The sequence below is a fragment of the Rhizobium sp. RU35A genome (assembly GCF_900156005.1).
GTDB lineage: Bacteria > Pseudomonadota > Alphaproteobacteria > Rhizobiales > Rhizobiaceae > Neorhizobium > Neorhizobium straminoryzae.
Genome location: NZ_FTMR01000009.1, coordinates 151,714 through 174,728 on the forward strand (window position 1 = coordinate 151,714; position 23,015 = coordinate 174,728).

General features: G+C 65.0%; 22 protein-coding genes. 3 read left to right on the plus strand and 19 right to left on the minus strand.

Features of this window, described 5'->3' with window-relative positions; genetic code table 11:
• Window positions 1-108 precede the first annotated feature (108 nt).
• Window positions 109-648: a cytochrome b/b6 domain-containing protein gene (locus tag F3H95_RS19560; RefSeq protein ID WP_149747230.1), complete on the minus strand. Its 540-nt coding sequence runs from the start codon at window positions 646-648 to the stop codon at window positions 109-111.
• A gap of 1 nt (window position 649) precedes the next feature.
• Window positions 650-916 carry a PepSY domain-containing protein gene (locus tag F3H95_RS19565; RefSeq protein ID WP_143125936.1) on the minus strand — a complete coding sequence of 89 codons (267 nt, stop codon included), beginning with the start codon at window positions 914-916 and terminating at the stop codon, window positions 650-652.
• 160 nt (window positions 917-1,076) lie between these two features.
• Here F3H95_RS19565 and F3H95_RS19570 point away from each other — a divergent pair, with 160 nt between their 5' ends.
• Both F3H95_RS19570 and F3H95_RS19575 read left to right on the plus strand, forming a co-directional pair.
• Complete coding sequence (locus tag F3H95_RS19570; protein ID WP_143125937.1) at window positions 1,077-1,742, plus strand: response regulator transcription factor; 666 nt, start codon at window positions 1,077-1,079, stop codon at window positions 1,740-1,742.
• Window positions 1,735-3,162, plus strand: coding sequence for a HAMP domain-containing sensor histidine kinase (locus tag F3H95_RS19575; RefSeq protein WP_149747231.1), 1,428 nt, complete (start codon window positions 1,735-1,737; stop codon window positions 3,160-3,162). Before F3H95_RS19570 ends, F3H95_RS19575 begins: the two co-directional genes overlap by 8 nt.
• Window positions 3,163-3,422: 260 nt before the next feature.
• On the opposite strand, the gene F3H95_RS19580 is transcribed toward F3H95_RS19575, so the two are convergent.
• The 12 genes from F3H95_RS19580 to leuC form a co-directional block, all read right to left on the minus strand.
• Window positions 3,423-4,037, minus strand: a complete 615-nt coding sequence (locus F3H95_RS19580; protein WP_149747232.1) for a cysteine hydrolase — start codon at window positions 4,035-4,037, stop codon at window positions 3,423-3,425.
• The gene (locus tag F3H95_RS19585) at window positions 4,034-6,106 is read right to left on the minus strand and encodes a hydantoinase/oxoprolinase family protein (RefSeq protein ID WP_149747233.1); all 2,073 of its coding nucleotides are present in this window, start codon (window positions 6,104-6,106) and stop codon (window positions 4,034-4,036) included. The genes F3H95_RS19580 and F3H95_RS19585 overlap by 4 nt, the downstream gene beginning before the upstream one ends.
• Window positions 6,103-7,839 (minus strand): hydantoinase B/oxoprolinase family protein, encoded by a 1,737-nt coding sequence (locus F3H95_RS19590; protein ID WP_143125941.1) that lies wholly within the window; start codon window positions 7,837-7,839, stop codon window positions 6,103-6,105. The genes F3H95_RS19585 and F3H95_RS19590 overlap by 4 nt, the downstream gene beginning before the upstream one ends.
• On the minus strand, window positions 7,836-8,753 hold the full coding sequence (locus tag F3H95_RS19595; RefSeq protein ID WP_149747234.1) for an isocitrate lyase/phosphoenolpyruvate mutase family protein: 918 nt from the start codon (window positions 8,751-8,753) through the stop codon (window positions 7,836-7,838). Before F3H95_RS19595 ends, F3H95_RS19590 begins: the two co-directional genes overlap by 4 nt.
• A gap of 183 nt (window positions 8,754-8,936) precedes the next feature.
• Window positions 8,937-9,635, minus strand: a complete 699-nt coding sequence (locus F3H95_RS19600) for an ABC transporter ATP-binding protein (protein WP_149747235.1) — start codon at window positions 9,633-9,635, stop codon at window positions 8,937-8,939.
• The gene (locus F3H95_RS19605; RefSeq protein ID WP_149747288.1) at window positions 9,628-10,374 is read right to left on the minus strand and encodes an ABC transporter ATP-binding protein; all 747 of its coding nucleotides are present in this window, start codon (window positions 10,372-10,374) and stop codon (window positions 9,628-9,630) included. Before F3H95_RS19605 ends, F3H95_RS19600 begins: the two co-directional genes overlap by 8 nt.
• A complete protein-coding gene (locus tag F3H95_RS19610) occupies window positions 10,374-11,342 on the minus strand; it encodes a branched-chain amino acid ABC transporter permease (protein ID WP_143126558.1) in 969 nt (322 codons plus the stop codon). Before F3H95_RS19610 ends, F3H95_RS19605 begins: the two co-directional genes overlap by 1 nt.
• A complete protein-coding gene (locus tag F3H95_RS19615) occupies window positions 11,339-12,211 on the minus strand; it encodes a branched-chain amino acid ABC transporter permease (RefSeq protein ID WP_143126559.1) in 873 nt (290 codons plus the stop codon). The genes F3H95_RS19610 and F3H95_RS19615 overlap by 4 nt, the downstream gene beginning before the upstream one ends.
• Before the next feature lie 73 nt (window positions 12,212-12,284).
• Window positions 12,285-13,508, minus strand: a complete 1,224-nt coding sequence (locus F3H95_RS19620; protein WP_149747236.1) for an ABC transporter substrate-binding protein — start codon at window positions 13,506-13,508, stop codon at window positions 12,285-12,287.
• A complete protein-coding gene (locus F3H95_RS19625) occupies window positions 13,477-14,361 on the minus strand; it encodes a GntR family transcriptional regulator (protein ID WP_143126561.1) in 885 nt (294 codons plus the stop codon). Before F3H95_RS19625 ends, F3H95_RS19620 begins: the two co-directional genes overlap by 32 nt.
• 85 nt (window positions 14,362-14,446) lie before the next feature.
• On the minus strand, window positions 14,447-15,067 hold the full coding sequence (gene leuD / locus F3H95_RS19630; protein WP_149747237.1) for a 3-isopropylmalate dehydratase small subunit: 621 nt from the start codon (window positions 15,065-15,067) through the stop codon (window positions 14,447-14,449).
• Window positions 15,068-16,513 (minus strand): 3-isopropylmalate dehydratase large subunit, encoded by a 1,446-nt coding sequence (gene leuC, locus F3H95_RS19635; protein WP_149747238.1) that lies wholly within the window; start codon window positions 16,511-16,513, stop codon window positions 15,068-15,070.
• 134 nt (window positions 16,514-16,647) lie between these two features.
• Between leuC and F3H95_RS19640 the strand changes: the two genes are divergently transcribed.
• Complete coding sequence (locus F3H95_RS19640; RefSeq protein WP_244618080.1) at window positions 16,648-18,057, plus strand: FAD-dependent oxidoreductase; 1,410 nt, start codon at window positions 16,648-16,650, stop codon at window positions 18,055-18,057.
• A gap of 188 nt (window positions 18,058-18,245) precedes the next feature.
• Here F3H95_RS19640 and F3H95_RS19645 read toward each other — a convergent pair whose 3' ends face one another.
• The 5 genes from F3H95_RS19645 to F3H95_RS19665 are packed head-to-tail and all read right to left on the minus strand — an operon-like array spanning window position 18,246 to window position 22,975.
• Entirely contained in the window at window positions 18,246-19,346 is a 1,101-nt protein-coding gene (locus F3H95_RS19645; RefSeq protein ID WP_149747240.1) for an LLM class flavin-dependent oxidoreductase, read from the minus strand.
• 41 nt (window positions 19,347-19,387) lie between these two features.
• On the minus strand, window positions 19,388-20,167 hold the full coding sequence (locus F3H95_RS19650; RefSeq protein WP_143126565.1) for an ABC transporter permease: 780 nt from the start codon (window positions 20,165-20,167) through the stop codon (window positions 19,388-19,390).
• Between the two features lie 2 nt (window positions 20,168-20,169).
• Entirely contained in the window at window positions 20,170-20,988 is an 819-nt protein-coding gene (locus tag F3H95_RS19655) for an ABC transporter permease (RefSeq protein WP_149747241.1), read from the minus strand.
• A 41-nt stretch (window positions 20,989-21,029) separates the two neighbouring features.
• Window positions 21,030-22,106, minus strand: a complete 1,077-nt coding sequence (locus F3H95_RS19660) for an ABC transporter substrate-binding protein (protein WP_143126567.1) — start codon at window positions 22,104-22,106, stop codon at window positions 21,030-21,032.
• Window positions 22,107-22,135: 29 nt separating this feature from the next.
• Entirely contained in the window at window positions 22,136-22,975 is an 840-nt protein-coding gene (locus tag F3H95_RS19665) for an ABC transporter ATP-binding protein (RefSeq protein ID WP_143126568.1), read from the minus strand.
• Window positions 22,976-23,015 lie beyond the last annotated feature (40 nt).

Consider the following 23,015-nt stretch of genomic DNA (forward strand, 5'->3'; position numbering starts at 1 on the left):
CCCATCTTGCCGTCTTTCCTGACAGGAACCTGAACGCGGGTTTTTCTATGGCAGGGACAGGCGCGACGCCGCATGGGGGAACGGCATCGCGCCTGTTCTCGGGTGCGATCACGCCCGGTCGGAACCGGCCGGTGCGCGCTTGCGCCCGATGATCATGGCCTGCACCAGATTTTCCGAATGCCTCCGGCTGGCATGGATGACGCCGAGCACATGCAGGGTGACGGCGAGAAGCAGCACGTTGACGGCCGCCTCATGCGTTTCCTCCACCCATTCCACGCCCCAGAAGGCATCGGTGGTCTGCATCCAGCCAGTCAGGGCAATGCCGCCGATCAGCGCCAGAAGGAACAGCACCATCACCGCGCCAAGCGGGTTGTGGCCGATATAGCGGGCCTCGCGATGCGCCAGCACATCGCGCAGATAGGCCAGTGTTTCGCGCGGCGAGCGGACGAACTGCCGGAAGCGGGCATAGCGACCGCCGGCAAGGCCGAGCACCAGGCGCAATGCAATCAGGCCGGCCGCCGCGTAGCCGACGAATTCATGCACGTTTCTCAGGCCCTCGGACGAGAACCAGGCGACCGCGACGCTGGCGACCAGGCCCCAGTGAAAGAACCTGACGAGCGGGCTCCAGACCTTCACCGTCCCGGTCATGTCAGTCTCCGCTCTTGGCATTGACCTGTTCGAAGGTCTTGGGGTTGAAATAGGCTTCCACCTTCTTGCCCTTGGCATCGAAGGCATAGGCTTCGTAGCAGCCGTCCTCGGTCTTGACGGAACGGACCTTCCAGCCTTCGCCTTCCAGTTTCGCCTTCAGGGCTTCGCGCGGCTGCCAGTCCGACATCGGCACGGAGCACTTGTCGGCGGCAAGGGCTGCGCCGCCGAACGAGAGCACGGCACAGAGGGTGGCAAGAGCGATACGCATGGTGTCTTCCTTCTCGGGTTGTTGACGAGACAAGCCTGAGCGCCGAAGCTGACAGCCACCTGAAGGCAGGGCGGCCTGCATTTTTGTCGTATCCTTCAGCCGGCTGTCAGGTCGGGAGAGACATAACGAGCCCGAACGGGCAATCACGGGGGAGACAGGCATGCGCGTGCTGTTGGTCGAGGATGACGAGCTTCTGGGCGATGCGGTGAAGACGCATGTGGCGCGCCAGGGCCATGCGGTGGACTGGGCGCAAAATCTCGATGATGCCGAGGCCAATCTGGCGGCCGCGCGCTTCGACCTGATCCTGCTCGATCTGCGCCTGCCCGACGGCTTCGGCATCGACATCCTGAAGCGGCTGCGGGCGCGGCGCGATGCGACGCCCGTGATCATCATGACCGCGCATGATCAGGTGGCCGACCGGATCGAGGGGCTGAATGCCGGCGCCGACGACTATCTGGTGAAGCCCGTCGATCTTGGCGAACTGCAGGCCCGCATCCACGCGGTCGCCCGCCGTTATGGCGCCAGCGCCCTGCCGGAGGTGGTGCTGGGAGCGACGCGCGTCTTTCCCTCCGAGCGGCGGATCGTCGGGGAGGATGGGCAGGATATCGGTCTCTCCTCGCGCGAATGGGCGCTGCTCGACCGTCTGCTGTCGCGCCGGCAGGCGATCTTTTCCAAGTCGCAGCTGGAGGATGCGCTCTACGATTTCGGCGCCGAGGTGGAGAGCAACACCGTGGAGGTCTATGTGAGCCGCCTGCGCCGCAAGCTCGGCAAGGAAGTCATCGAAACCGTGCGCGGCCTCGGTTACCGGATTTCGCCGCATGTCTGAGATCACACCCGCACCCGCACCTGCAACGCCGCCCGCACCCCCGCCCTCTGGCGCTCCCGCCCCGGCTGCCAGCCGCCCCTACAGCCTGTCGCGCCGCCTCATCCTGTCGCTGGCGGGTATCCTCTGCCTGTTCTGGGTGGTGGCGGTGGTGCTCGGCGTGTCGGTGATGCGCGACGAATTCGACGAGGTGTTCGACAGCGCGCTGCAGCAGACCACCGAGCGGCTGGTGCCGCTGCTGGTCGACGATCTCTACCGCCGCGACGAGCGGCCGGAGCCCTACAGCATCGGCGAGGTTCGCCACGACGTGCGCGACCAGTATCTCACCTATCAGCTGCGCGATTCGACCGGGCGCGTGCTGCTGCATTCGGCCAATACCTCCTCCGTGCCCTATGCGGCGCCGCTTGCGCCCGGCTTCTGGAGCGACGAGAGCCACCGCATCTTCACCGCCGAGACGGTCAGCGGCAGCCTGTTCGTGCAGGTGGCCGATTCGCTCGATCACCGCCGCGAGGCCACGGGCGAGGGGGCGATCGCGCTGATCGTGCCGATCATGGTGCTTCTGCCCTTCGGCATGCTGGCGATCTGGTGGATCGTCGGGCGCGCGATGGCGCCGGTGCAGCGGCTGCTCGGCGCCGTTTCCGTGCGCGACGGCACCAATCTGCAGCCGATCGAGATGCCGGATCTGCCGAAGGAACTGGCGCCGATCGCCCGCTCCATCAACAACCTGATGGCGAGGCTCGAAACCACCATCCAGGCCGAACGCGATCTTGCCGCCAACAGCGCCCACGAACTGCGCACGCCGGTGGCGGGCGCTCTCGCGCAGACGGAACTTCTGCTGCGCGAAGTCGAGGGAAGCCCGGCCGAACCCCGCGCCCAGCAAGTGCTGAAAGGGCTTCGCCGCCTGTCCACCATGCTGGAAAAGCTCCTGCAGCTTGCCCGCGCGGAAGCCGGCATCGGCCTTGCCACCGCGCCGGTCGATCTGGCGCCGATCTTCGATCTCGTGTTGTCGGAGTTTGGCCGCAGCCATCCGGCGGTGACGGTCGTGATCGCAAAGGAGGCACCGGCGCTTTCCCTGCCGCGCCGTGTGGATGCCGACGCCTTCGCCATCGCGCTGAAGAACCTGCTGGAAAATGCCGACCGCCACGGCCTGCCCGGAGAGCCGATCGACGTGAGGCTGTCTGCGCAGGGCACAATCGTCGTCAGCAATGCCACCCTGCCGCCGGCGGAAGCGGATGTGAACATGTTCCGCCAGCGTTTCCGCCGCGGCTCGCCCGCCACCCCGGGCTCCGGTCTCGGCCTTGCGATCGTCGACCGGTTGATGACGCAGATGGGCGGCAGCCTCGATCTTTCCTGCGACCGCACAGGCGAGGGCGCGCCCGTTCGCGCCACCTTCCGCGCCACCCTGCAGCTGCCGCCGAGTTAAGGGGGGCGGGCCACCCCTCCACGGCAGCGCGCAAGGCCTCGATTTGCCCCTGCCGTCCCATACCCGGTGTCGATGATCGGAACCCATGGGACCGACACCGGGTATCAGAGGCCGGTGGCAACGTGATCCGGGGTCGAAACACCAGCGCCAATCCTTCATGCCACCGCCCGTGTGGGAACCGGCGCCGCAATCTTCGCCAAGGACCATCGAGGGACGCAGTCCGGACGCAAAACCGCTGATGCCCTTTGGCTGGACGTGCGCTATCTGATGCCGGTTTCTGTCAGCATGTCCGCAATGGTCGCCACGCGGCAGACGGGCCGCAGTGCAGCAATCGCCGTTTCGTGGACATCCGCTGAAAATGCAGCGCAACCGTCGGACAGCACCGTCACGTCGAAATCGCGCACATGCGCGTCCCGGACCGTGGAGGCGACGCCGCCATTGGTGACGATACCGCAGACGATGAGCTTGCGGATCTCGCATTTGCGCAGCACCCATTCCAGCCGCGTCATGTAGAAGGCGGAATAGGCGACCTTTTCGATGCTGATATCGGCCGGGGCGAGCCTGTCCACGAGACGGTGGCCCCATGAACCGGGCGCGAAATCTCCCTTCGCCAGAAAGGGCCGCAGCGTCTTCAGATGCGGCGAGATCAGTGGCTCGCCACCTTTCAGCGGCACCAGCGTGAACTGGGTGGAGATGATCCAGCCGCCGCCTGCGCGGATCCGGTCGGCAAGCGGCGCCAGCCGTTCGGGCAGGGCGGCAATCTCTGCAGCTGTCTGGCCGGCGCGGCCATAGGCCCCGTCCGGATCGAGAAAGTCATTCTGCAGATCGACGATCAGGAGGCCGGTCTGCGCCAGGGGTATGGTCTCGTGCATCAGCGTCTCTCGATGATCACATTGCCAAGCGCGTCAACGCGGGCCGTCAGGTCCGGATCGACCAGAACCGTGGCATCCGGCTGCTCCAGAATGGCCGGTCCCTCGATAAGAGCCCCGACAGGCAGTTCCAGGCGGGCATAGATCGCCGTGTCATGCCATGCCCCGTCGAACCAGACCGGGCGGCTGCCGCGGGCTGCCTTTTCCAGCGAGCAATCGGCATCGGGAGCCAGCGCCTTCAGGCTGAAATGCGGGCGACGGCCGATCGCGGCGGTCCGCAGGTTGACGATCCTGGCCTTCAGCCCCGGCAGCAGGCGGCTGAAGGAGGCGCGGTAGGCCGCATCGAAGGCGTCCTGCACGATCGTCCGGGTCACACCCGTGGAACCGTTGGCAATCGTCACGGGCAGCGGCACGGAGACCGTATGGGTCTGGCCGACATAATGCATGTCGAGTTCGAAGAGGATGTCGACCCGATCCATCTGCAGCCCGGCCTCCTCGACCACCCGACCCGCAGCCCCGGCTTCCGCCACCATGCGGGCATCGAGCACCGCCTCATCCAGTTCATCCACCGTCAGGTTCACGGTCTGCACCTGGTCGTGGCGGATATCGGCAATCACGCAGCCGAGCGCCGAGGTGACACCCGGATAGCGCGGCACGAGAGCGGCCTGCAGGCCGACATCCTTGATGAGGGCGCCGGCATGCAGCGCGCCGCCGCCACCGAAGGGAACAGCGACGAATTTCGCAGGATCGTGTCCGCGTTCGATGGAGACAAGGCGGATGGCGCCGGCCATGCGCCCGTCTGCCACGCGCACGATCGCTTCCGCCGCTTCCATGACGCCGAGACCGCAGGGGCCTGCGACATGTTCGGCGATGGCGGCCTTGGCGGCCTCAACGTCCAGCCGTGCAAGCTTGCCACCGATCGGACGCTCCGCATTGATGCGGCCGAGAACGATATTGGCGTCCGTCAGCGTCGGGCGGCTATTGCCCTGGCCATAGGCGACCGGGCCGGGCCGCGAGCCGGCGCTTTCCGGCCCGACCTGCAGCAGGCCCCCGGCATCGACATGGGCGATCGAGCCGCCGCCGGCGCCGATCGTGGTGATCTCGATCATCGGCGTGCGCACCACGAGACCGAAATCGATCGTCGTCTGGGCGGCGAGCGACGTCTGGCCGTCGACCACCAGCGAGACGTCGAAGGAGGTGCCGCCGAGATCGCCGGTGATGATGTTGGGATAGCCGGCGGCCTTGGAAATCGCGGCCGCCGCAATCACGCCGGCAGCCGGACCGGACAGCGCGGTGCGCACCGGCAACCGGCTTGCGGTCTCCGTCGACATGACGCCGCCATTCGACTGGACGATATGGAAGGGGCCGGAAAAGGCTTCCCCTTTCAACGCATCTCGCAGCTTGCCGAGATAGCCGCCGACCACCGGCTGGAGATAGGCGTTGAGCGCGGTGGTCGAGGTGCGCTCGAACTCGCGGATTTCCGGCAGGATCTGGGCAGACGAGGCGAGGTTGCCGTTCGGCCAGACGGAGCGCGCCGCCTCCAGTGCCGCCAGTTCATTGGCGGGATTGGCATAGGCATTGATGAAGCAGATGGCGAGCGCTTCCGCACCGGCGGCGAGCGCTTTCAGGGCGGCCGCGCGAACCTCCTCGGGATCGAGCGCCTCGCGCACCGTTCCGTCTGCCAGAACGCGCTCGGTCACTTCGAAACGCATGTCGCGTTCGATGACGGGCGTGAAATCGCCCCACAGGCCCCAGGTGTTCAGGCGGTCGCGGCGGCGCATTTCCAGCACGTCGCGAAACCCTTTCGTGGTGATCAGCGCGGTGCGGGCGCCCTTGCGCTCCAGAAGCGCATTGGTGCCGACCGTCGTGCCGTGGACGATGGAGCCGAGATCGGCAATGGCGCCGAAGGATTTCAGTCCTTCAATGAAGCCGACCGCCTCGTCGCCGCGATTGGAGGACACCTTGGCGGTCCGGAATTTGCCGGTTGTCTCCTCGTAGTAGAAGAGATCGGTGAAGGTGCCGCCGACATCCACGCCGACGACGGCGCCGTTCAGGCTCTTGATATGGCTGTTCATGCGGCTTTTCCTTCACGCAGTCTGTCGGTCGCCTGCACATCGACCTGTCCGTCCCTGTCGACCTCGACGCCGTAGAGCGTGCGGGCATTCTCGCGGCTGACGAAGCCGAGGCGCACGTCGCGTGCAACCTTTTCCGGCGGGCGGCTCCACGGGTTGCCATAACCGCCGCCGCCGGGCGATTCGATGCGCACCTTCTGGCCCGCCCGCACGCGCACATCCGTGACCTTGGAGGCAAGCGGCGGCGAGCGCTCGCCCTCGTCGCTTTCCCAGGTAAAGCGGTTGAGGCCGCCCTGCAGGCCGCCGGAAACGCCCGGCGGCGCATAGACACCGCGTTCGCCAAGCAGGAAGACATCGGCGTCGGTCAGCGTCTCGACCTCGTAGACCGAGCCCACGCCGCCGCGATGATGGCCGGCGCCGGCGGAATCCGGTCTCAGCGCCCACTGGGTGAAGACAACGGGATAGGAGGCTTCCAGGATTTCGGCTGGCGGAATGGTCGCCATGGAAATCGGGTTGTTGGCGTGGTTGAGACCGTCGCTTTCCGGATTGCCGCCCAACCCGCCGCCGAAGAAGGAGAACATCACATAGCGGGATCCGTCACCGCGATAGCCGGCAATCGAGAGCGCATTGATGGTGCCGAAGGGGGCGGCCGTGGCACGCGACGGATCGGCTTTCGCCAGTGCGCCGAACACGACGCCGATGACGCGCAGGATCGTTTCGGTGTAACCGCCGACCGGTTTCGGTGGCTTGACGCCGAGCAGGGTCGTTTCCGGAATGACGAAGGTGATCGGCCGCAGGCATCCGGCATTGGCGGGGACCGATGTGAAGACATGCTTCAACGCCACATAGCAGCAGGCGGCTGCCGTCGAATAGGCGATGTTCAGCGGTCCGGCGCAGGGTGCGGACGAGCGCGAGAAATCGAGCACCATCTCGTCGCCCCTGACGGTGAGGTCCAGCGCTATGGTGAGGCGTTGCGGGGTGATGCCGTCATTGTCGAGATAGTCCTCGAAGCTGTAGACGCCATCCGGCAGAGCCCGGATGGCATCGCGCATCATGGCGTCTGCGCGATCCGAGAAGACGTCGAAAGCCCGGGCGACGGTTGTGTCGCCATAGGCATCGAGCAGTTCCGCCAGCCGCCGTTCACCGAGGTCGAGCGCGTTCAACTGACCGTTCAGATCGCCGTAGTTGGAGGTCGGCACGCGGGAATTGGCCGCCAGGATATCGAGGAGGTCGCGGTTCATCACGCCTTTCGAGACCAGCTTGACCGGCGGGATGCGGACCCCTTCCTGGAAACTTTCGGTGGCCTTGGCGTTGAATCCACCAGGCACATTGCCGCCGATATCCAGCCAGTGACCGACGGAGGCGATCCAGCAATAGAGCGTTCCGCCGCGAAAGACGGGGCGCACCAGACGGAAATCGTTGAGATGCGTGCCACCGGCATAGGGGTCGTTGAAGAGATAGGTATCGCCGGGGTTCAGATCGCCATCGACGGCCACCTTGTCGATGACGGCCTTGACGGCAAAGGCCATGGCGCCGACGAAGATCGGCAGGCCGCGCGTGCCCTGCACCAGCGTCGCGCCGGTCTCGGCATGATAGAGGCCGTGGCAGGCATCACGCGCTTCGGCAATGATCGGGTTGAAGGCGGAGCGGTAGAGCGTGGCGTCCATCTCGTCGGCTATCTGCTCCAGACGGCCGTTCAGGATGGCGAGCGTGACGGGATCAAGAGCGCTTTTCATGCGGCGTCGTCCTTCGTGGTGCCCTTGGCGGATGGAGCCTGGCTGCCGGCCTCGAACTGTTCGTAACGGCGGCCAAGATCGAGCATCTTAGGCGTGCCGATGAGGTCGTTCAGCATGCCGAAGTCGAACATGCGCTCGGCAAAGGGTGTGTTGGTGCCATGCTCCTTCAGCGAGGCGTAGTAATCCTGCGCGGTGCGCGCGAGTGCCCGGACGATGCCGCCGGGAAAGATCACGATGCTGTAGCCCATCTGTCCAAGTTCCGCGGCGGAGAACATCGGCGTATTGCCGCCCTCCACCATGTTGGCCAGCAGGGGACGGCGCCCGGCCAGGGCGGAACTGACGGCCGTCAACTGTTCGGCGGAACGCGGCGCCTCGACAAACAGAATATCGGCGCCGGCTTCGGCATAAAGCGCTGCCCGATCGATCGCCGCTTCCAGGCCCTCGATAGCGACCGCGTCGGTGCGGGCGATGATGAGGGTTTCCTCGGAGGCGCGCGCATCGACGGCCGCCTTCACCTTGCCGGCCATTTCCTGTGCCGAAACGATGCTCTTGTCCTGCAGGTGGCCGCAACGCTTCGGCAGCGTCTGGTCTTCCAGCTGGATGGCGCTGGCGCCCGCCCGCTCGAAGGTTTTCACGGTTCGCTGGACGTTGAGCGCGTTGCCATAGCCGTTGTCGGCATCCACGATCAGCGGCGTTTCAACCCGCTGGCGAACCAGGCTGATGACGTCGGCGACCTCGGTCATGGAGACGAGCCCGATGTCAGGTCGACCGAGCCTCGTATAGGCGATGGCGGCACCCGAGAGATAGAGGGCCGAGAAGCCGGCATCGGTCGCAATGGACGCGGTCAAGGCGTCGAACACGCCCGGCGCGACGATCGTTCTGCCTTCGGAAAGGTGGTTCTTGAGGGTCGTCATGTCTTGTCCTTCATCGCGGCAGCGACCCATGGAAGGGTGCGGTCCGGCGGATTGGCAGCGGCCGCGGTGGTCGCGACGGCAGTCGATGGGGGCATCCGGCGCCAGTCGCCTCGCGCAGGGCTTGCGGAGCAATGGGATGGCCGGAGCCGAGAGGGGCAAGCTCGCATCGTCATCGATCTTCCCCTAAAGCCCGAGATAGGCGCGCTTGAGGTCCGGATCGGCCGCGATCTCGGCGGCGGAGCCGGACATGGTGACGAGCCCGTTTTCGATGATGTAGCCGCGATGGGCGATCTCCAGCGACTGGACCACGTTCTGCTCGACCAGCATGATCGGCAGCCCGTCCGCATTCAGCCGCTTCACCAGATCGAACATTTCCTCGACCAGCAGCGGCGAAAGGCCAAGCGAGGGTTCGTCGAGGATCAGAAGCTTCGGCTCGGCCATCATGCCGCGACCGATCGCCAGCATCTGCTGTTCACCGCCGGAGAGCGTGCCGGCCATCTGCGTGATGCGCTGCCTGAGCTTCGGGAAGGTGTCATAGACCCGCTCCAGGTTGCGGGCGCGTCCGGCCCGTCCGCGGCGGTAACTGCCCAGTTCCAGGTTTTCCTGAACGCTCATGTTGGGGAAGATCTTGCGGCCTTCCGGGACATGGATGAGCCCGGCTTCGACCGCTGCGATCGGCGAACCGCCAAGCGCCCTGCCATCGAAGGTGATCGAGCCGGAGGCAAGCGGGAGCAGGCCGGAGAGCGCCTTGTTGAGCGTCGTCTTGCCAACACCGTTGGCCCCCAGGACGGCAACGATCTCGCCGTGGGCGACGGAAAGATCGACCCCGCGCAGCACTTCCACGCCGCCATAGCCGGTGCGGATATCTCTCACCTCAAGCATGGGCGCCTCCGGTGCTGGCGATGCGGGCCGCGGCGCCCTTGCCGAGATAGGCTTCGATGACGGCCGGATCGTTGCAGACCGAAGCCGGCGTTCCCTCTGCAATCATCTGGCCCTGCGCCAGCACATAGACCTCCTCGCACAGGTTCATCACCGCCTGCATCACATGTTCGATCATGAAGATGGTCACGCCATCGTCGCGGATCGCCCGGATGACGGGAATGATGTCGCGGATTTCAGACGGGTTCAGGCCGGCCAGCACCTCATCGAGCAGCAGCAGCTTCGGCTCGGTGGCCAGGGCACGCGCAAGTTCGAGGCGTTTGCGGCCGGCGACGGTCAGGCTTGAGGCCTGCTGCTCCAGTTCCGCGCCAAGACCCACCCGTTCGGCGACGGCCCGGGCTTTCGCGACGGCTTCGTCGGTCTGCCGATGACGGAGATAACTGCCGACCGTGATGTTCTCCAGCACGTTCAGTCCCTGGAAGGGCTGGACGATCTGGAAGGTGCGGGCAATGCCCATCTGCGCCCGCTGGTGCGGCTTCAGGCCGGTGATATCCTTGCCCTGCCAGAGAACCCGTCCACCGGTTGGCTGGAGGAAACCGGCGATCACCGCGAAAAGGGTGGTCTTGCCGGCCCCGTTCGGGCCTATCAGGCCGGTGATCGATCCTTCGCGCACGCCGAGCGAGGCCTGGTTCACGGCAGTCAGCCCGCCGAAGCGCATGATGATGGTTTCGGTGCGCAGCATCATACGGCAATCCTCCGGGCAAGCCGTGGCGCAAACCGGCGCAGCAGACCCAGAACTCCGCCTGAGGCGAAGGCGACGACGCCGATCAGGACCACCGCAAACACCATCAGGTCGATCCCTGGAATGCGCCCGGCAAAGCTTTTGGTCAGTTCACCCAGTCCGTGCAACGTGAAGGTGCCGATGAGGGGGCCGAGCACCAGTCCGCGTCCGCCGACCAGCGGTGCGAGCAGCGCTTCGATCGAAATCCACACGCCGAAGCCGATATTGGCATCGATGTACAGGAAGTTCTGCACATAGAGGACGCCGGCTGCGGCGGTGATTGCGCCAGACAGGCTGATCGCCTTCAGCTTGACGGAGAGCACATCCACGCCAAGGGCGCGGGCGGCATCCTCGTTTTCTCGCACGGCGACCAGCTGGGCACCAAAGCGGGAGCCGGCAATGGCGCGGCTGATGACGAGCCCGATGAAGACGAAGGCGAGCGCCAGCCACAGGAAGGAGGCACGGCTTTCGAACTGCATGTTGGAAAACCCGGGATTGAGCTTCAGCAGCAGGCCGGCGGCTCCCCCCGTCCAATCGGATGCATTGGCGAGGATGCGCATCAGCTCGGCAAAGGCGAGCGTGATCAGCGCGAAATAGGAGCCCCGCAAGCCGGCCCGGAAGCTCAGGAACCCGAGGATGAAGCCGGCCGCCGCACCCGCCGCCACAGCCAGGAGGAAGGCCAGCCACGCGTTCACGCCGAAATGGAACTGCAGCATCGCCGCCGTGTAGCAGCCGACGCCGAAAAAGAGGGCATGGCCGAAGGATGTCTGCCCGGCCACGCCGCCAAGGATGTTCCACCCCTGCGCTGCGAGCGTGATGATCAGCGACATCACCATGAAGTTGAAGAGGCTGTTGGACGAAAAGACGAGCGGGACGACCGCGAGCGCCGCCGTCACGACAAGGATGGGGATATAACCGCTGAACCTCATGCCTTTGCTCCGAACAGGCCGGTCGGCTTCAGGAGCAGGACCAGGATGAAAATGATGAAGATACCGATCTGGCCCAGGCTTTCGCCGAGCAGCAAACCGCTCAGGCTTTCCACGAGGCCGATCAGGAGGCCACCGATCATGGCGCCAGGAATCGATCCCATGCCGCCGAGGACGACGATCGTGAAGGCGATGTTGACGAAGGCGCCGCCGACGCGCGGGTTGACGTAGAAGGTCGGCATCAGGAGCCCGGCGGCGACCGCCAGGGCCGCGCAGCCGAGACCGAAGGTGACCGCATAGACATGGCCGACATCGATGCCCATCAGGCTCGCGCCGAGTTTTTCACGCGCCACGGCGCGGATCGCCTTGCCCGCATCCGTCCGGCTCATGATGAACCACAGAATGGCCGTGACGATCAATGAACCGGCAAAGCCGACAAGGCGGGGGGACGAAATCAGGAAAGGCCCGGCTTCAACCACCGCAAAGGAGAAATCCGAACTGATTGAGCGCGTGTCCGAACCAAAGCCCGCCAGCAGCGCATTTTCGATGAAGATCGACAGGCCAAGCGTGATCAGCAGGATATTGCCATCATCGCCCTTGGCGGCCGGACCGATGACCAGCCGCTGGACGCCATAGCCGAGACAGAAGAAGACCGGGGCGAGAAGGAGAATCGCCAGGTAGGGATCGACGCCGGCCAGCACATTCAGGCCCCAGACGGCGAACATGGCGCTGGCGAGGATTGCTCCATGGGCAAAGTTGATGATGTGCAGCACGCCGTAGACGAGCGTCAGACCGAGAGCGATGAGCGCGTAGATCGCACCGGTCAGCAGGCCGTTGATCATCGCCTCGATAAGGATGGTGGGGGAATACATGGGCCAGTCCGCAGGCATTCGATTGCAGGTGGGCAGACCCCGCCGAAGCGGGATCTGCTGCGGATCGGCACCCTCAGCCGTTGGCCGGGAACATCGGCTTGGCGTCGGCAAAGTCGCCCGGATAGACCACCCGGATCGCGCCCTTCTGGACCTGTGTCGACACAGGGGCGGCCCCCATGTTCTGGCCGTTGACGAACTTCGTCTCGCCATAGGGCATCAGGTGGTCCTTGAAGGTCGAGGTGTTGAGCGCCTCGATGACCTTGCCGCGCTCGGCAGCGCCCGCCCGTTCCAGCGCATCCGCCAGCAGGCCAACGGAGGAATAGTTGAGCGGAATGTTGTAGTTGTACGGCTTGCCGGCGGCCTCGACGCGCGCCTGGACGGCCTTCGACCGTTCGTTGCGCGGATCGTACCAGTGATTGCAGTCCATCACGCCTTCGGCGGCCTCCGGGAATTCGGCGACGAAGCGGCGGTTGGAGGCGGCTCCGTTGAGGACGGCATAGACCGCCTTCGGACGCACGCGCTGCTGCTGCATCGTGCGGGCCAGCAGCACCGTTTCGCCGTAATAGGTGCTGGGGATGATCAGGTCCGGGTTGAGGCTGCGCAGACGCAGCACCACGTTGGAGAGATCGCGCGAGGGGGTCGGCACGGCGATCTGTTCCAGGATCTCGAAACCGTATTTCGGCAGTTCGGTTGCCATCAACTTTGCCAGTCCGGAGCCGAACAGGCCATCCTCATGCACCAGCGCCACCGTCTTTGCCGGCTTGCCGGCAGCCTCGTTGATGCGAACGAGGTTCTGGATCGCCGCTGCGGTACAGATGGAGAAGCCGGGCGCAAAGCGGAAGGTATTCTTCAGTCCGCGTCCCGTGATCTGGTCGGACACGCCGACATCCACGAGGTAGGGAAGGTCGTAGCGGGAAGCGGCCTGCGAGGCGGCAAGGCAGATGGGGCTTGCGAAGCCACCGACGACGGCCACGACGCCCTCTTCCTGCATCCGCTCGACTTCCTGCGTGCCGGCTTCCGGATTGGAGCGGGCATCGCCGAACACCATCTGCAGCTTTGCACCGCCGAGCGACTTGATGCCGCCGGCCTTGTTGATGTCTTCGATCGCAAGCTCCGCACCGAGGCGGCCATACTCGCCGTCCTGGGCGAGCGCGCCGGTGACCGGCTGAAGGATGCCGACCTTGATCGGGGCCGGTTCGGCTGCCCGCAGAACGGCTGGAGCAGACAGTGTTGCAAGGGCCGCGGCGCCGCCCTTGAGGATGGTCCTACGGTTCAGATGGGTCTCTACCAGTTTCATGTGTTGTTCTCCTCTTGAGGGGCGGCCGCTTCTCGCGGACATTCTTCTTCTTGTTGTTTTCGTTTGCCTCGGTCAGGCCGTGGCTGTCGGCGGCCATCCAGCGCCGTGCGCCGCGATCACCGGTGCGGGCAAGTTCCATGTGGAAGGAATAGCGGTCGGGGCGGTAGAGCGCCTGCAGGTGCTCGATACCGCGACCCGACGCTTCGTAGACCACGCGCGTCATGGAGAGCAGGGCGGCGCCGATCTCGACATCGAGTGCTGCAGCGACATCGGGGCTTGCCAGCGTCGCGCCGATGATCTGCTGGGCCTTGTCGGCCACGAGGCCGGACCGTTCCAGCAGCTCAAGCAGAGGCGTCGAGGCAAGATCAGCCTCCGAATAAGAAATGCCGATGCGTTCCGGAACATGGGTCACGAGATAGGAGAAGGGCTGGCCATCGATCAGGCGCACGCGAATGGACCGCTGCAACCGCTCGCCGGGCTCCAGTTTCAACTCCTCGGCCAGCGCCGGGGTGGCGTTGACATAGGAGAACGCAATCAGCCGCACGCCCGTCTTGCGGCCCATTTCCACCAGATGCGTCAGCGCATTGGCAAGGTCGGCCACGACGGGCAGGCGGGTCTGCCCTCCGCTGACGAAGGTGCCCGATCCCGGACGCCGCTCGATCATGCCGTCGCTTGCCAGCTTGTCGAGCGCGCGACGGACGGTCACGCGGGAGACGCGATGCTCCTGCGCCAGCTGCGGTTCGCTCGGAAGCTTCGCCGAATCCGGAACCTCGCCGCTCAGGATCTGTTCCCGCAGCAGAAGATAAAGCCGGTGAGCCTTCATCGGCTCTGCTGTTGCGGCGGGTCTGGCCATTTCCTGTCTTTCCTGGAAGACAATAATCTGTCCTATAAAAGATACAGATTTTTGTCTTGTCAATCGATTTTCGAGATGTCCGGTGTCACGACTTCCGCAGGCGAGGCACGAGCCAGGGACGGTCGATGGAATCCTTCGCCTGAAAGGCTTCGATCGCCGCCGCATGGCTCAGCGTCAGGTCGATATCGTCCCAGCCGTTCAGCAGTTTCGTGCGCCAGACGGGATCGATGCGGAAGGGAATGACGAGGTTTGCCGCGCGGATCTCGCAGGCTTCGAGATCGATACGGGCGATACAGTCACCATCTTCAAGTCCTGCCAGCAGCGCCTCGCAATCCTCCTCGGACACGGTGGCCGGCAGCAGGCCGTTGTTGATGGCGTTGCTGGCGAAGATATCGCCGAAGGATGGCGCAATGACGCAGGCAAACCCGTAATCCACCAGCGCATAGACAGCGGCCTCCCGCGAGGAACCGCTGCCGAAATTGCGCCGCGTTACCAGAATGCGGGCACCCTGCCAGCGCGGCGCGTTGAGTGGACAGTCCGGCCGCGGCTGGCCGAGGTCGTCAAAACGCAGGTCGTGAAGCAGGTAGTCGCCATAACCATCGGCGCGGGACCGCTTCATGAAGCGTGCGGGGATCAGCTGGTCGGTGTCGATCCCGGAAAGCGGCAGAGGACAGGCAATCGCTTCGAGACTTTTGAAGGCGTCCACTCAGTTTTCTCCCGTCAGGCCGGTGGTGCGACCCGCAAGCAGCGGGCGCATGTCGGTCAGGTGCCCGGTCACGGCAGCGGCGGCCGCCATGGCCGGTGACATCAGATGTGTGCGGCTTCCCGGTCCCTGGCGTCCCCGGAAGTTCCGGTTGGTGGTGGAGGCGCACCGCTCGCCGGGCGGCACCAGATCGCCATTCATGCCGACACACATGGAGCACCCCGCATCGACCCATTCGAGACCGGCCTCCGTGAAGATGCGGTGCAGTCCTTCCTCTTCCGCCTGTCGCTTGACGACCGCGGAACCCGGCGAGACGAGGCCGGGCACGCGCGCGCGCCGTCCGGCCAGAACGGCGGCCGCGGCGCGCAGATCCTCGATGCGGCTATTGGTGCAGGATCCGATGAACACGCGGTCGACGGCGATATCGGTGAGCGGCTGGCCAGGGCGAATCCCCATATAGTCGAGGGCTTCGCGCACATGGGCCGCGCGGGCCGTATCGCTCATCCGGTCAGGGTCCGGTGCATTGGCGGTGATCGGGGCGGCATCCTCCGGGCTGATCCCCCAGGTGACGATCGGGGCAATCTCGTGTGCATCCAGCACGACCTCGCGGTCGAAGGCGGCGTCCGGATCCCCCGCCAGTGCCGTCCAGTCTTCGACACCGCGTCGAAAGTCGTCGCCGGCCGGCGCGTAGGGTCGATCCTTGATGTATGTGAAGGTGGTGTCGTCCGGAGCGATCATGCCGCAACGGCCACCGGCTTCGATGGAAAGGTTGCACAGGGTCAGACGGCCTTCCATCGACAAGGCGCGGACGGCGCTGCCCGCATATTCGATGGCATGGCCGGCCGCCCCGTCGGCGCCGATGGTTGCGATGATCGACAGGGCCATGTCCTTGGCGAATACGCCGGGGGCCAGTCCGCCCTCCACCCGAATGCGCATGCGTTTCGGCTTCTTCTGCCAGAGTGTCTGGGTCATCAGCACATGCGCGACCTCGGATGCCCCGATGCCGAAGGCGATCGCTCCGAAGGCGCCGTGGGTTGCGGTGTGGCTGTCGCCGCACACGATGGTCAGTCCCGGCAGCGTCAGTCCCTGTTCGGGCCCGACAACATGCACGATTCCCTGGGCCGGATCCGTCAGGCCGAAAAGGCGAAGGCCATGCGCCGCTGTGTTGTCGCGCAACTGGCGGATCATGTTTGCGATTGCGGGGTCGATTACGCCGAGATCCCGCGTCCGGGTGGGCACGTAGTGATCCTCGATGCCGAAGGTGAGATCGGACCGGGCAATGCGCGCACCACGGGCTTTCAACTTGTCGAAGGCGTGGAACGAGCCCTCGTGCAGCAGGTGCCTGTCGATGAAGAGAAGACATTGCCCGTCTTCGCGCGCGGTCACGACATGCTGATCGAAAACCTTGTCGAACAGGGTCCTCGGACCCGCCTCGGCTCTGGTGCTCATTCCCGTCTTCCTCTCTCGGTGCCGGAATTTAGGCATGGGCAGGCGTGGAAATCAAATGTTGTTTTAAAAATAATACAGCTTATTGTTTCTTCAAAATGGCAGATAGCTGTCTTGCGAGGGGAGTGGAGCCAATCGTGTCTCGCTGTGTTCGTGTTGCGGAAAAGTCCTTTGATTACCGTGTGCCGCTCGTTGTCATCGGGGCAGGAGCGGCGGGCCTTGTGGCGGCTCTGTCCGCCCATGAGGCGGGCGAGGAGGTTCTCGTCCTCGAGCGCGATCCGCTGCCGCGTGGTTCCACGGCCTTGTCGGCTGGCCTCATTCCGGCGGCTGGGACACGCTGGCAGGGTGCAGCCGGCATTTTCGATACACCGGAACTGTTCGCGGGCGATATCTTCCGCAAGGCGCATGGCGAGCCCGACGCGCTGATCGTTGATCACGTGACCCGCCTTGCCGGCCCCACCCTCGAATGGCTGGCTGATCGCCACGGCCTGAACTTTTCGGTGATCGAGGATTTCAGCTATCCCGGCCATTCCTCGCGTCGCATGCACGGCCTTGCCTCCCGCTCCGGCGAGGAACTGATCGACGCGCTGCGCGCGGCCGCGGAAGCCTGCGACATTCCGGTCGTCTGCGATGCCCATGTCACGACGCTCTTCGCCGATGATGCCGAAAGGGTGCTTGGTCTGGCCTTCGTGCGACCCGACGCAAGCGTGGAGGAGATCGGCTGTGATCGACTGATCCTTGCCTGCAACGGTTACGGCGGTAATCGGGCACTTGTGGCGACCCATATACCGTCGCTTTCAGAGGCGACCTACTTTGGCCATGCGGGCAATCAGGGGGACGCGCTTTTGTGGGGCGAGGCGCTTGGTGCGGCGACCCGGCATCTGAATGGTCATCAGGGCCATGGGTCCGTGGCCCATCCGGCCGGCATTCTGATTTCCTGGGCCACCATCACCGAGGGCGGCTTCCAGGTGAACATTGAAGGCCGGCGCTTCTCCAACGAAGCGCAAGGTTATTCGGAACAGGCCGCCGAGGTGCTGAAGCAGCCGGAGGGCCTCGCTTGGAGCATTTTCGACAGGCGCATCGCGGCGGTCACGCGCCAGTTTGAAGATTATCGCCGTGCCGAGGCGATGGGGGCGATCGTGACCGCGGAAACTCTGGCGGATCTGGCGGCCCGCCTGGCCGTATCGGAGGAGGTGCTGCTTCAGACGTTCGAGCAGGTCGAGACATGCAGGCGTGGAGAGACTGCTGATCCCTTCGGTCGCGACTTTGCCAATTCGCAGCCTCTGGCGGCGCCATACTGTGCCGCGCGGGTTACCGGCGCATTGTTCCATACGCAGGGCGGACTGGTGATCGACGCGCGCGCCCGCGTCCTGCGTCCGGATGGCAGCGTGCTGCCGAACCTCTACGCCGCCGGCGGGGCGGCCTGCGGTGTTTCCGGCAACCGGGCATCCGGCTATCTGTCCGGCAATGGCCTGCTCACGGCAATCGCGCTGGGCAGAACGGCGGGACAGGCTGCTGCCGCGGGCCGTGATGGAACGCCGATCTAGAGCCCGTCCGAGCCGAAAGTGCCTCAGCGGTTTTGCGTCCGGACCGCGTGAAAACAAAGAGATAGAACATGTCAGGTGATCCGGTTTTCACCGGAAATGCCCTGGACCTGCCGCCGGTTGCTTCGAACGGTCGCCCCTGCGCCTGACCTGCGCCTGTCGCCGCCAACCAGAGCCCGCGGGGCGCTTGCTCAGCCGGCGGCAAGACGTCCCGGCCGTGGCGCATCGACCAGCAAGGGAAGCAATTGGCTGCCCTGCCTTCTGATTTCGGAGAGATAGGGGGTGTCGGACAGCACGAAATGGGTAATCCCGAGCGCGCGATATCTGTTCAGGGATCTTGCGACATCCTCGGCCGATCCTACCAGCCATGTGGTGCCTGCGCCGCCGCCGCCGAACTTTCCGGGGGCGGTATAGAGATTGTCGTCCAGCACGTCGCCCTTTGCCTGCAGGTTGAAAAGGCGTTGCTGGCCGACAGCGACCTCCCGCTTGTGGTCATGCCATCCGGCTCCGCTGTTGCGGGCCATGTCTGCGACCTTCGCCTCGGCATCCCGCCAGGCTTCCTCCGTCGTGTCGCGCACAAGCGTGGTGATGCGCAGGCCGAATTCCAGCGGCGGCAGATCACGGTCCAGACTGGCGCTGAGCGCCTTCAGCCGCGCGATCCGCTCCTCGATGCCGTGGAGAGGTTCTCCCCAGAACAGCTGCACATCCGCTTCCGTCGCCGATACCCGCTCCGCCGCGTCGGAGGCGCCGCCGAAATAGAGTTTGGGATGCGGACGATCGGGCCTGGACTTTATCCGGGGCTGGACCGTGGAGTTGGTCACCCGGAAGTGTTCGCCGTCGAAGCTGACATGGTCCTCGGTCCACAACTGCCGGACCAGCCGCATGAACTCCCTGGTGCGTGCATAGCGATGCGTGGAATCGCCCTCGCTGTCGCCATAGGCGGCAAGGTCGTCCTTGCCGGAGACGATGTTGACGCGGATGCGCTGGCCGCTCAGATGATCGAGCGTGGCAGCCGCCGAGGCGAAATTGGCGGGCTTCCAGTAGCCGGGGCGTATGGCAATCAGCGGCTGGAAGCGCCGTGTCCGGGCGGCAAGCGCGGTTGCGACGGTAAAGGTATCCGGCCGCCCCCATCCCGTGCCGATCAGGGCGCCCGTCCAGCCATTGTCTTCCAGCGCCGTCGCATGAGACGTCAGCGTGTCCAGGCTGTTATGGTCCTCGCCCGCCACGTCGCCGCGATGACCGGCCTTCACATCGTTGGGGATATACCAGAGAAATTCGGTCTTGCTGCTCATCGGGATACCTCAGGTCTTGAGAGAAAGGGCGAGGGCTCGCCTCAGGCCGCGCGCGGCGGACGCCAGCGCAGCAGGTGGTTTTCGACCGTTGCGGCCAGCCGGTTGAGCGAGAAGCCGACAAGGCCGAGGATGATGACACCGACCATCACCATGGCCATGTCGAAACGCTCTCGACCGGCGATCACCAGGCCACCGATTCCGGGTCCCACCGCCAGAAAATATTCCGCACCGACTGTCGCCAGCCAGGAATAGATGAGGCCGAGATGGATGCCGGTGGCGATTGCCGGCATGGCGGACGGCAGATAGATGCGCCAGAACCGCTGGCGGGCATTGAACTGCAGCGCGCGTCCGACCTCGATCAGGTCTGCCGGCGCGTCGCGCATGCCGTCATAGGTGTTCAGCACCACGGGAATGAAGCAGGCGAGCGCCACGAAGACGATCTTGGCCTGCTCTCCGAAACCGAACCAGACGGAGATCAGCGGAATCCAGGCAAGCAGCGAGATCTGCTTGAAGCCGTTGAAGGTCGGCATGACCAGCCGTCCGGCGAGTGGCGACAGGGCAAGCACGGTGGCAAAGGCAATGCCGACCGCGGCGCCGAGCAGAAACCCGCAGAGATTGCGGGCAAGGCTCGACAGGAGATCGAAGATCAGGTCGTTGCCGAAAAGCTCGCGGCGCGCGGTCGCGATCACGCTTTCCAGCGGTGGCAGGAAACGCGGGTCGACAAGGCCGGTTCGGCTGGAGAATTCCCAGACGACCAGCAGAAGCAGCGGAAGCGTGATGCCCCGGCGAATGCGCAGTGCGGTGGATGTCGTGCCGCTCATGGTCAGATCTCGCTCCGCTTCCAGCGCTGGATCAGCCGCTCGGTTCGGTTGAGCCCGCCATCCATGATGAAGCCGACGACGCCGATGGCGAGCATCGCGATGATCACCGTATCCAGCCAGAACATCTGCCGGCCCCAGACCAGCAGATAGCCGAGCCCCTCGGAGGAGGCGAGCAACTCGACCCCCACGAGCGAGGTCCAGGCATGGGTGAGCCCATAGCGAATGCCGGTGAAGACAAAGGGGATGGCGGCGGGCAGGATGACGAGCCTGAGCCTCTGCCAGCGCGTGAACCGCAGTGCGTCCGCCACCTCCAGATAGCGCGGCGAGACATTGCGGATGCCGGCGAATGTGTTCAGCGTCATCGGCACCAGCGCGCCCTTGGTGATGACGATGATCTTCAGCGTCTCGCCAATGCCGACGAGAAGCATCAGCAGCGGAATCCAGCCGAGCGTCGGGATCTGGGCAAAGGCGAGAAACAGCGGCTTCACATAGTCTTCGACGCGTTCCGAAAGGCCCATGGCAATGCCGAGCGCGAGACCGAGGCACGCGCCGATGGCAAAGCCGATCAGCACGCGCCGCAGGCTGACACCGACATGGTAGACGAGATCGCCGCTGGCCAGCATGTCGCGCAGCGCCTCGAAGACGTAGACCGGATGCGGCAGGATCTGCTCGGCAAGCCAGCCACGATCGGACGCGGTCCACCACAGGAGAAGCAGAGCGGCCGGAAGCAGCAGGGCGGTCAGCCCACGCATGGTGCGCTTGCGCCACAGGCGAGGGGCACCTCCCGCCGCATGCACCTCGGTGACTGTCAGAACGGCCATCGCCTGGTCCTTTTGCGTGATCGTGGAGGCAGGGAAGGCGATCACGAGGCCGTCGGCTTGCCGTCGGCACCATAGGGTTGCCAGAAGCTCTTCAGCTTCAGCCGCTCCAGCGCATTGTCGAGATATTTCGGCTCGAACCAGCCGTTGAGATCGACGTCGCGGCGGATGAGGCCGAATTCCTTGCTCTTCACGGCCTGCTCCTTGTACTGCGAGACCAGCAGGTCATCGATCAGCGGCGAATTGCGATAGGCGAGCGTATCCTTGCTGAAATACTCTTCCAGGATCGGAATCGGCGTGCCGGACTTGCCCCAGAGCTCGAACTGCGCGGCGCGGTTTGTTTCATCCGACGACCATTGCGCGGCCTTCACGAAGGCATCGACCACACGCTGGGTGATCTGCGGATGGGCGGTGATGAAGGCCTCGCGGGCAATGATGCCGGCATTGCGGCCAAAGCGCGGGTCGTCGCCCTTGGTGGTGTAGATGATGTCGGCCGAACCCTTGGCCGCGAGATTGATCAGCTGCGTATCGCCAAAGGCGGCATCGATGTCCTTGCTGGTCAGGGCCGCCACGGTGGCGGCGCTGTCGAGATTGACCACCTGAACGTCGCGTTCCTTCAGCCCATGCGCCTCCAGAATCTTGATGGCCGCCAGATGGCTGTTGGTGCCGCGCTGCAATGCCACCTTGCGGCCCTTCAGATCCTCGATCTTCCGGATGCCGGACTCCTTGGCGACAGCGAGATAGGAGGGCTTGCGGGCGCCGCTCGCCAGCAGGTACTTCGTCTTCAGCCCTGTGGCGCGGCCGATCAGCGAGGGAAGGTCACCCTGATAGGCAAAGTCCAACTGGTCGTTGGCAAAGCCTTCGTTGACGGCCGGGCCTGCGCCCTTGAAGAAGGTCCATTCGATCTTGACGTCCGGATCGTTGGCAAATTCCTTTTCCAGGAACTCTCCGGCCCGTGCGGTGGCGGCAGAGGTGCCTTCGGCAAAGGGGCGATTGTCGACCCCGATTGCGGCATAGCCGACATGGATGACCAGAGGTTCGGCTGCCAGCGTCGGCTGCCAGGAAAGCGCAAGGGCGAAGGCCGCGCCGGCTGTGGCGCGCAGGAAGGATGTCAAGATCATGGATAGGCTCCAGGGTTGTCGGGAACGGATCAGCGGGCGACGGCGATGGCCGGTGCGGGGCGTGGCAGCACCGGCGTTGCATCCGCCGGGGTCGGGCGCGGATCGCGGGCAGAGGTCGTCCCGTTCAGGCTTTGCAGCACATGCGCGCGCACCGTGGCAAAGGCGGCCGACGTCCGATCGCGCGGTCGGGGCAGGTCGACCGGCACGATCTCGCGGATGCGGCCCGGACGCGGCGACATCACCACCACGCGGTCGCCCAGGAAGACGGCCTCGTCCACATCATGCGTCACGAGGATCATCGTGATCTTCTCGCGTGACCAGATCGATTGCAGTTCACCCTGTAGATGCGCCTTGGTGATCGCATCCAGGGCACCGAAGGGCTCGTCAAGGAAGAGGACGTCGGGACGGTTGACCAGCCCGCGCGCAATCCCGGCGCGTTGCGCCATGCCGCCGGAAAGCTGATGGGGATAGGCTTTCGCAAAGCCCGTCAGGCCCACCAGTTCCAGATGTTCGTCCACCAGCCGTTTCTTGTCCGCCTTGCTGACGGCCGCATTTTCCAGCCCGAGCGCCACGTTCCGCTCGACCGTCAGCCAGGGAAACAGGCGCGGCTCCTGGAAGACGATGCCGCGCTCGAGGCTCGCGCCGCGCACCGGCTCGCCGCGATGGCGGATCTCGCCCTGATGGCCGGTGTCGAGACCCGCCCCGAGCCGCAGCAGGGTGGACTTGCCGCAGCCGCTTGCGCCGACGATGGTCACGAATTCGCCGGCCGCAACGGAAAGGCTGACATCCTGCAAGGCCGTGATGATGCGGGAATTCACCATGAACTGGCGCGTGACGTTCTGAATGGCGAGATGTGCCGTGGCGCTCATCGACCTGTCCTCTGTTGCGCGGGAGTGGCCGACAAGCGGA

Excerpts from the sequence above, each read along its gene's own strand:
- F3H95_RS19560 (WP_149747230.1), bottom strand. The coding sequence starts at position 648 with ATGACCGGGACGGTGAAGGTCTGGAGCCCGCTCGTCAGGTTCTTTCAC.
- F3H95_RS19565 (WP_143125936.1), bottom strand. The coding sequence starts at position 916 with ATGCGTATCGCTCTTGCCACCCTCTGTGCCGTGCTCTCGTTCGGCGGC.
- F3H95_RS19570 (WP_143125937.1), top strand. The coding sequence starts at position 1,077 with ATGCGCGTGCTGTTGGTCGAGGATGACGAGCTTCTGGGCGATGCGGTG.
- F3H95_RS19575 (WP_149747231.1), top strand. The coding sequence starts at position 1,735 with ATGTCTGAGATCACACCCGCACCCGCACCTGCAACGCCGCCCGCACCC.
- F3H95_RS19585 (WP_149747233.1), bottom strand. The coding sequence starts at position 6,106 with ATGAACAGCCATATCAAGAGCCTGAACGGCGCCGTCGTCGGCGTGGAT.
- F3H95_RS19590 (WP_143125941.1), bottom strand. The coding sequence starts at position 7,839 with ATGAAAAGCGCTCTTGATCCCGTCACGCTCGCCATCCTGAACGGCCGT.
- F3H95_RS19595 (WP_149747234.1), bottom strand. The coding sequence starts at position 8,753 with ATGACGACCCTCAAGAACCACCTTTCCGAAGGCAGAACGATCGTCGCG.
- F3H95_RS19600 (WP_149747235.1), bottom strand. The coding sequence starts at position 9,635 with ATGCTTGAGGTGAGAGATATCCGCACCGGCTATGGCGGCGTGGAAGTG.
- F3H95_RS19605 (WP_149747288.1), bottom strand. The coding sequence starts at position 10,374 with ATGCTGCGCACCGAAACCATCATCATGCGCTTCGGCGGGCTGACTGCC.
- F3H95_RS19610 (WP_143126558.1), bottom strand. The coding sequence starts at position 11,342 with ATGAGGTTCAGCGGTTATATCCCCATCCTTGTCGTGACGGCGGCGCTC.
- F3H95_RS19615 (WP_143126559.1), bottom strand. The coding sequence starts at position 12,211 with ATGTATTCCCCCACCATCCTTATCGAGGCGATGATCAACGGCCTGCTG.
- F3H95_RS19620 (WP_149747236.1), bottom strand. The coding sequence starts at position 13,508 with ATGAAACTGGTAGAGACCCATCTGAACCGTAGGACCATCCTCAAGGGC.
- F3H95_RS19625 (WP_143126561.1), bottom strand. The coding sequence starts at position 14,361 with ATGGCCAGACCCGCCGCAACAGCAGAGCCGATGAAGGCTCACCGGCTT.
- leuC (WP_149747238.1), bottom strand. The coding sequence starts at position 16,513 with ATGAGCACCAGAGCCGAGGCGGGTCCGAGGACCCTGTTCGACAAGGTT.
- F3H95_RS19645 (WP_149747240.1), bottom strand. The coding sequence starts at position 19,346 with ATGAGCAGCAAGACCGAATTTCTCTGGTATATCCCCAACGATGTGAAG.
- F3H95_RS19650 (WP_143126565.1), bottom strand. The coding sequence starts at position 20,167 with ATGAGCGGCACGACATCCACCGCACTGCGCATTCGCCGGGGCATCACG.
- F3H95_RS19655 (WP_149747241.1), bottom strand. The coding sequence starts at position 20,988 with ATGGCCGTTCTGACAGTCACCGAGGTGCATGCGGCGGGAGGTGCCCCT.
- F3H95_RS19660 (WP_143126567.1), bottom strand. The coding sequence starts at position 22,106 with ATGATCTTGACATCCTTCCTGCGCGCCACAGCCGGCGCGGCCTTCGCC.
- F3H95_RS19665 (WP_143126568.1), bottom strand. The coding sequence starts at position 22,975 with ATGAGCGCCACGGCACATCTCGCCATTCAGAACGTCACGCGCCAGTTC.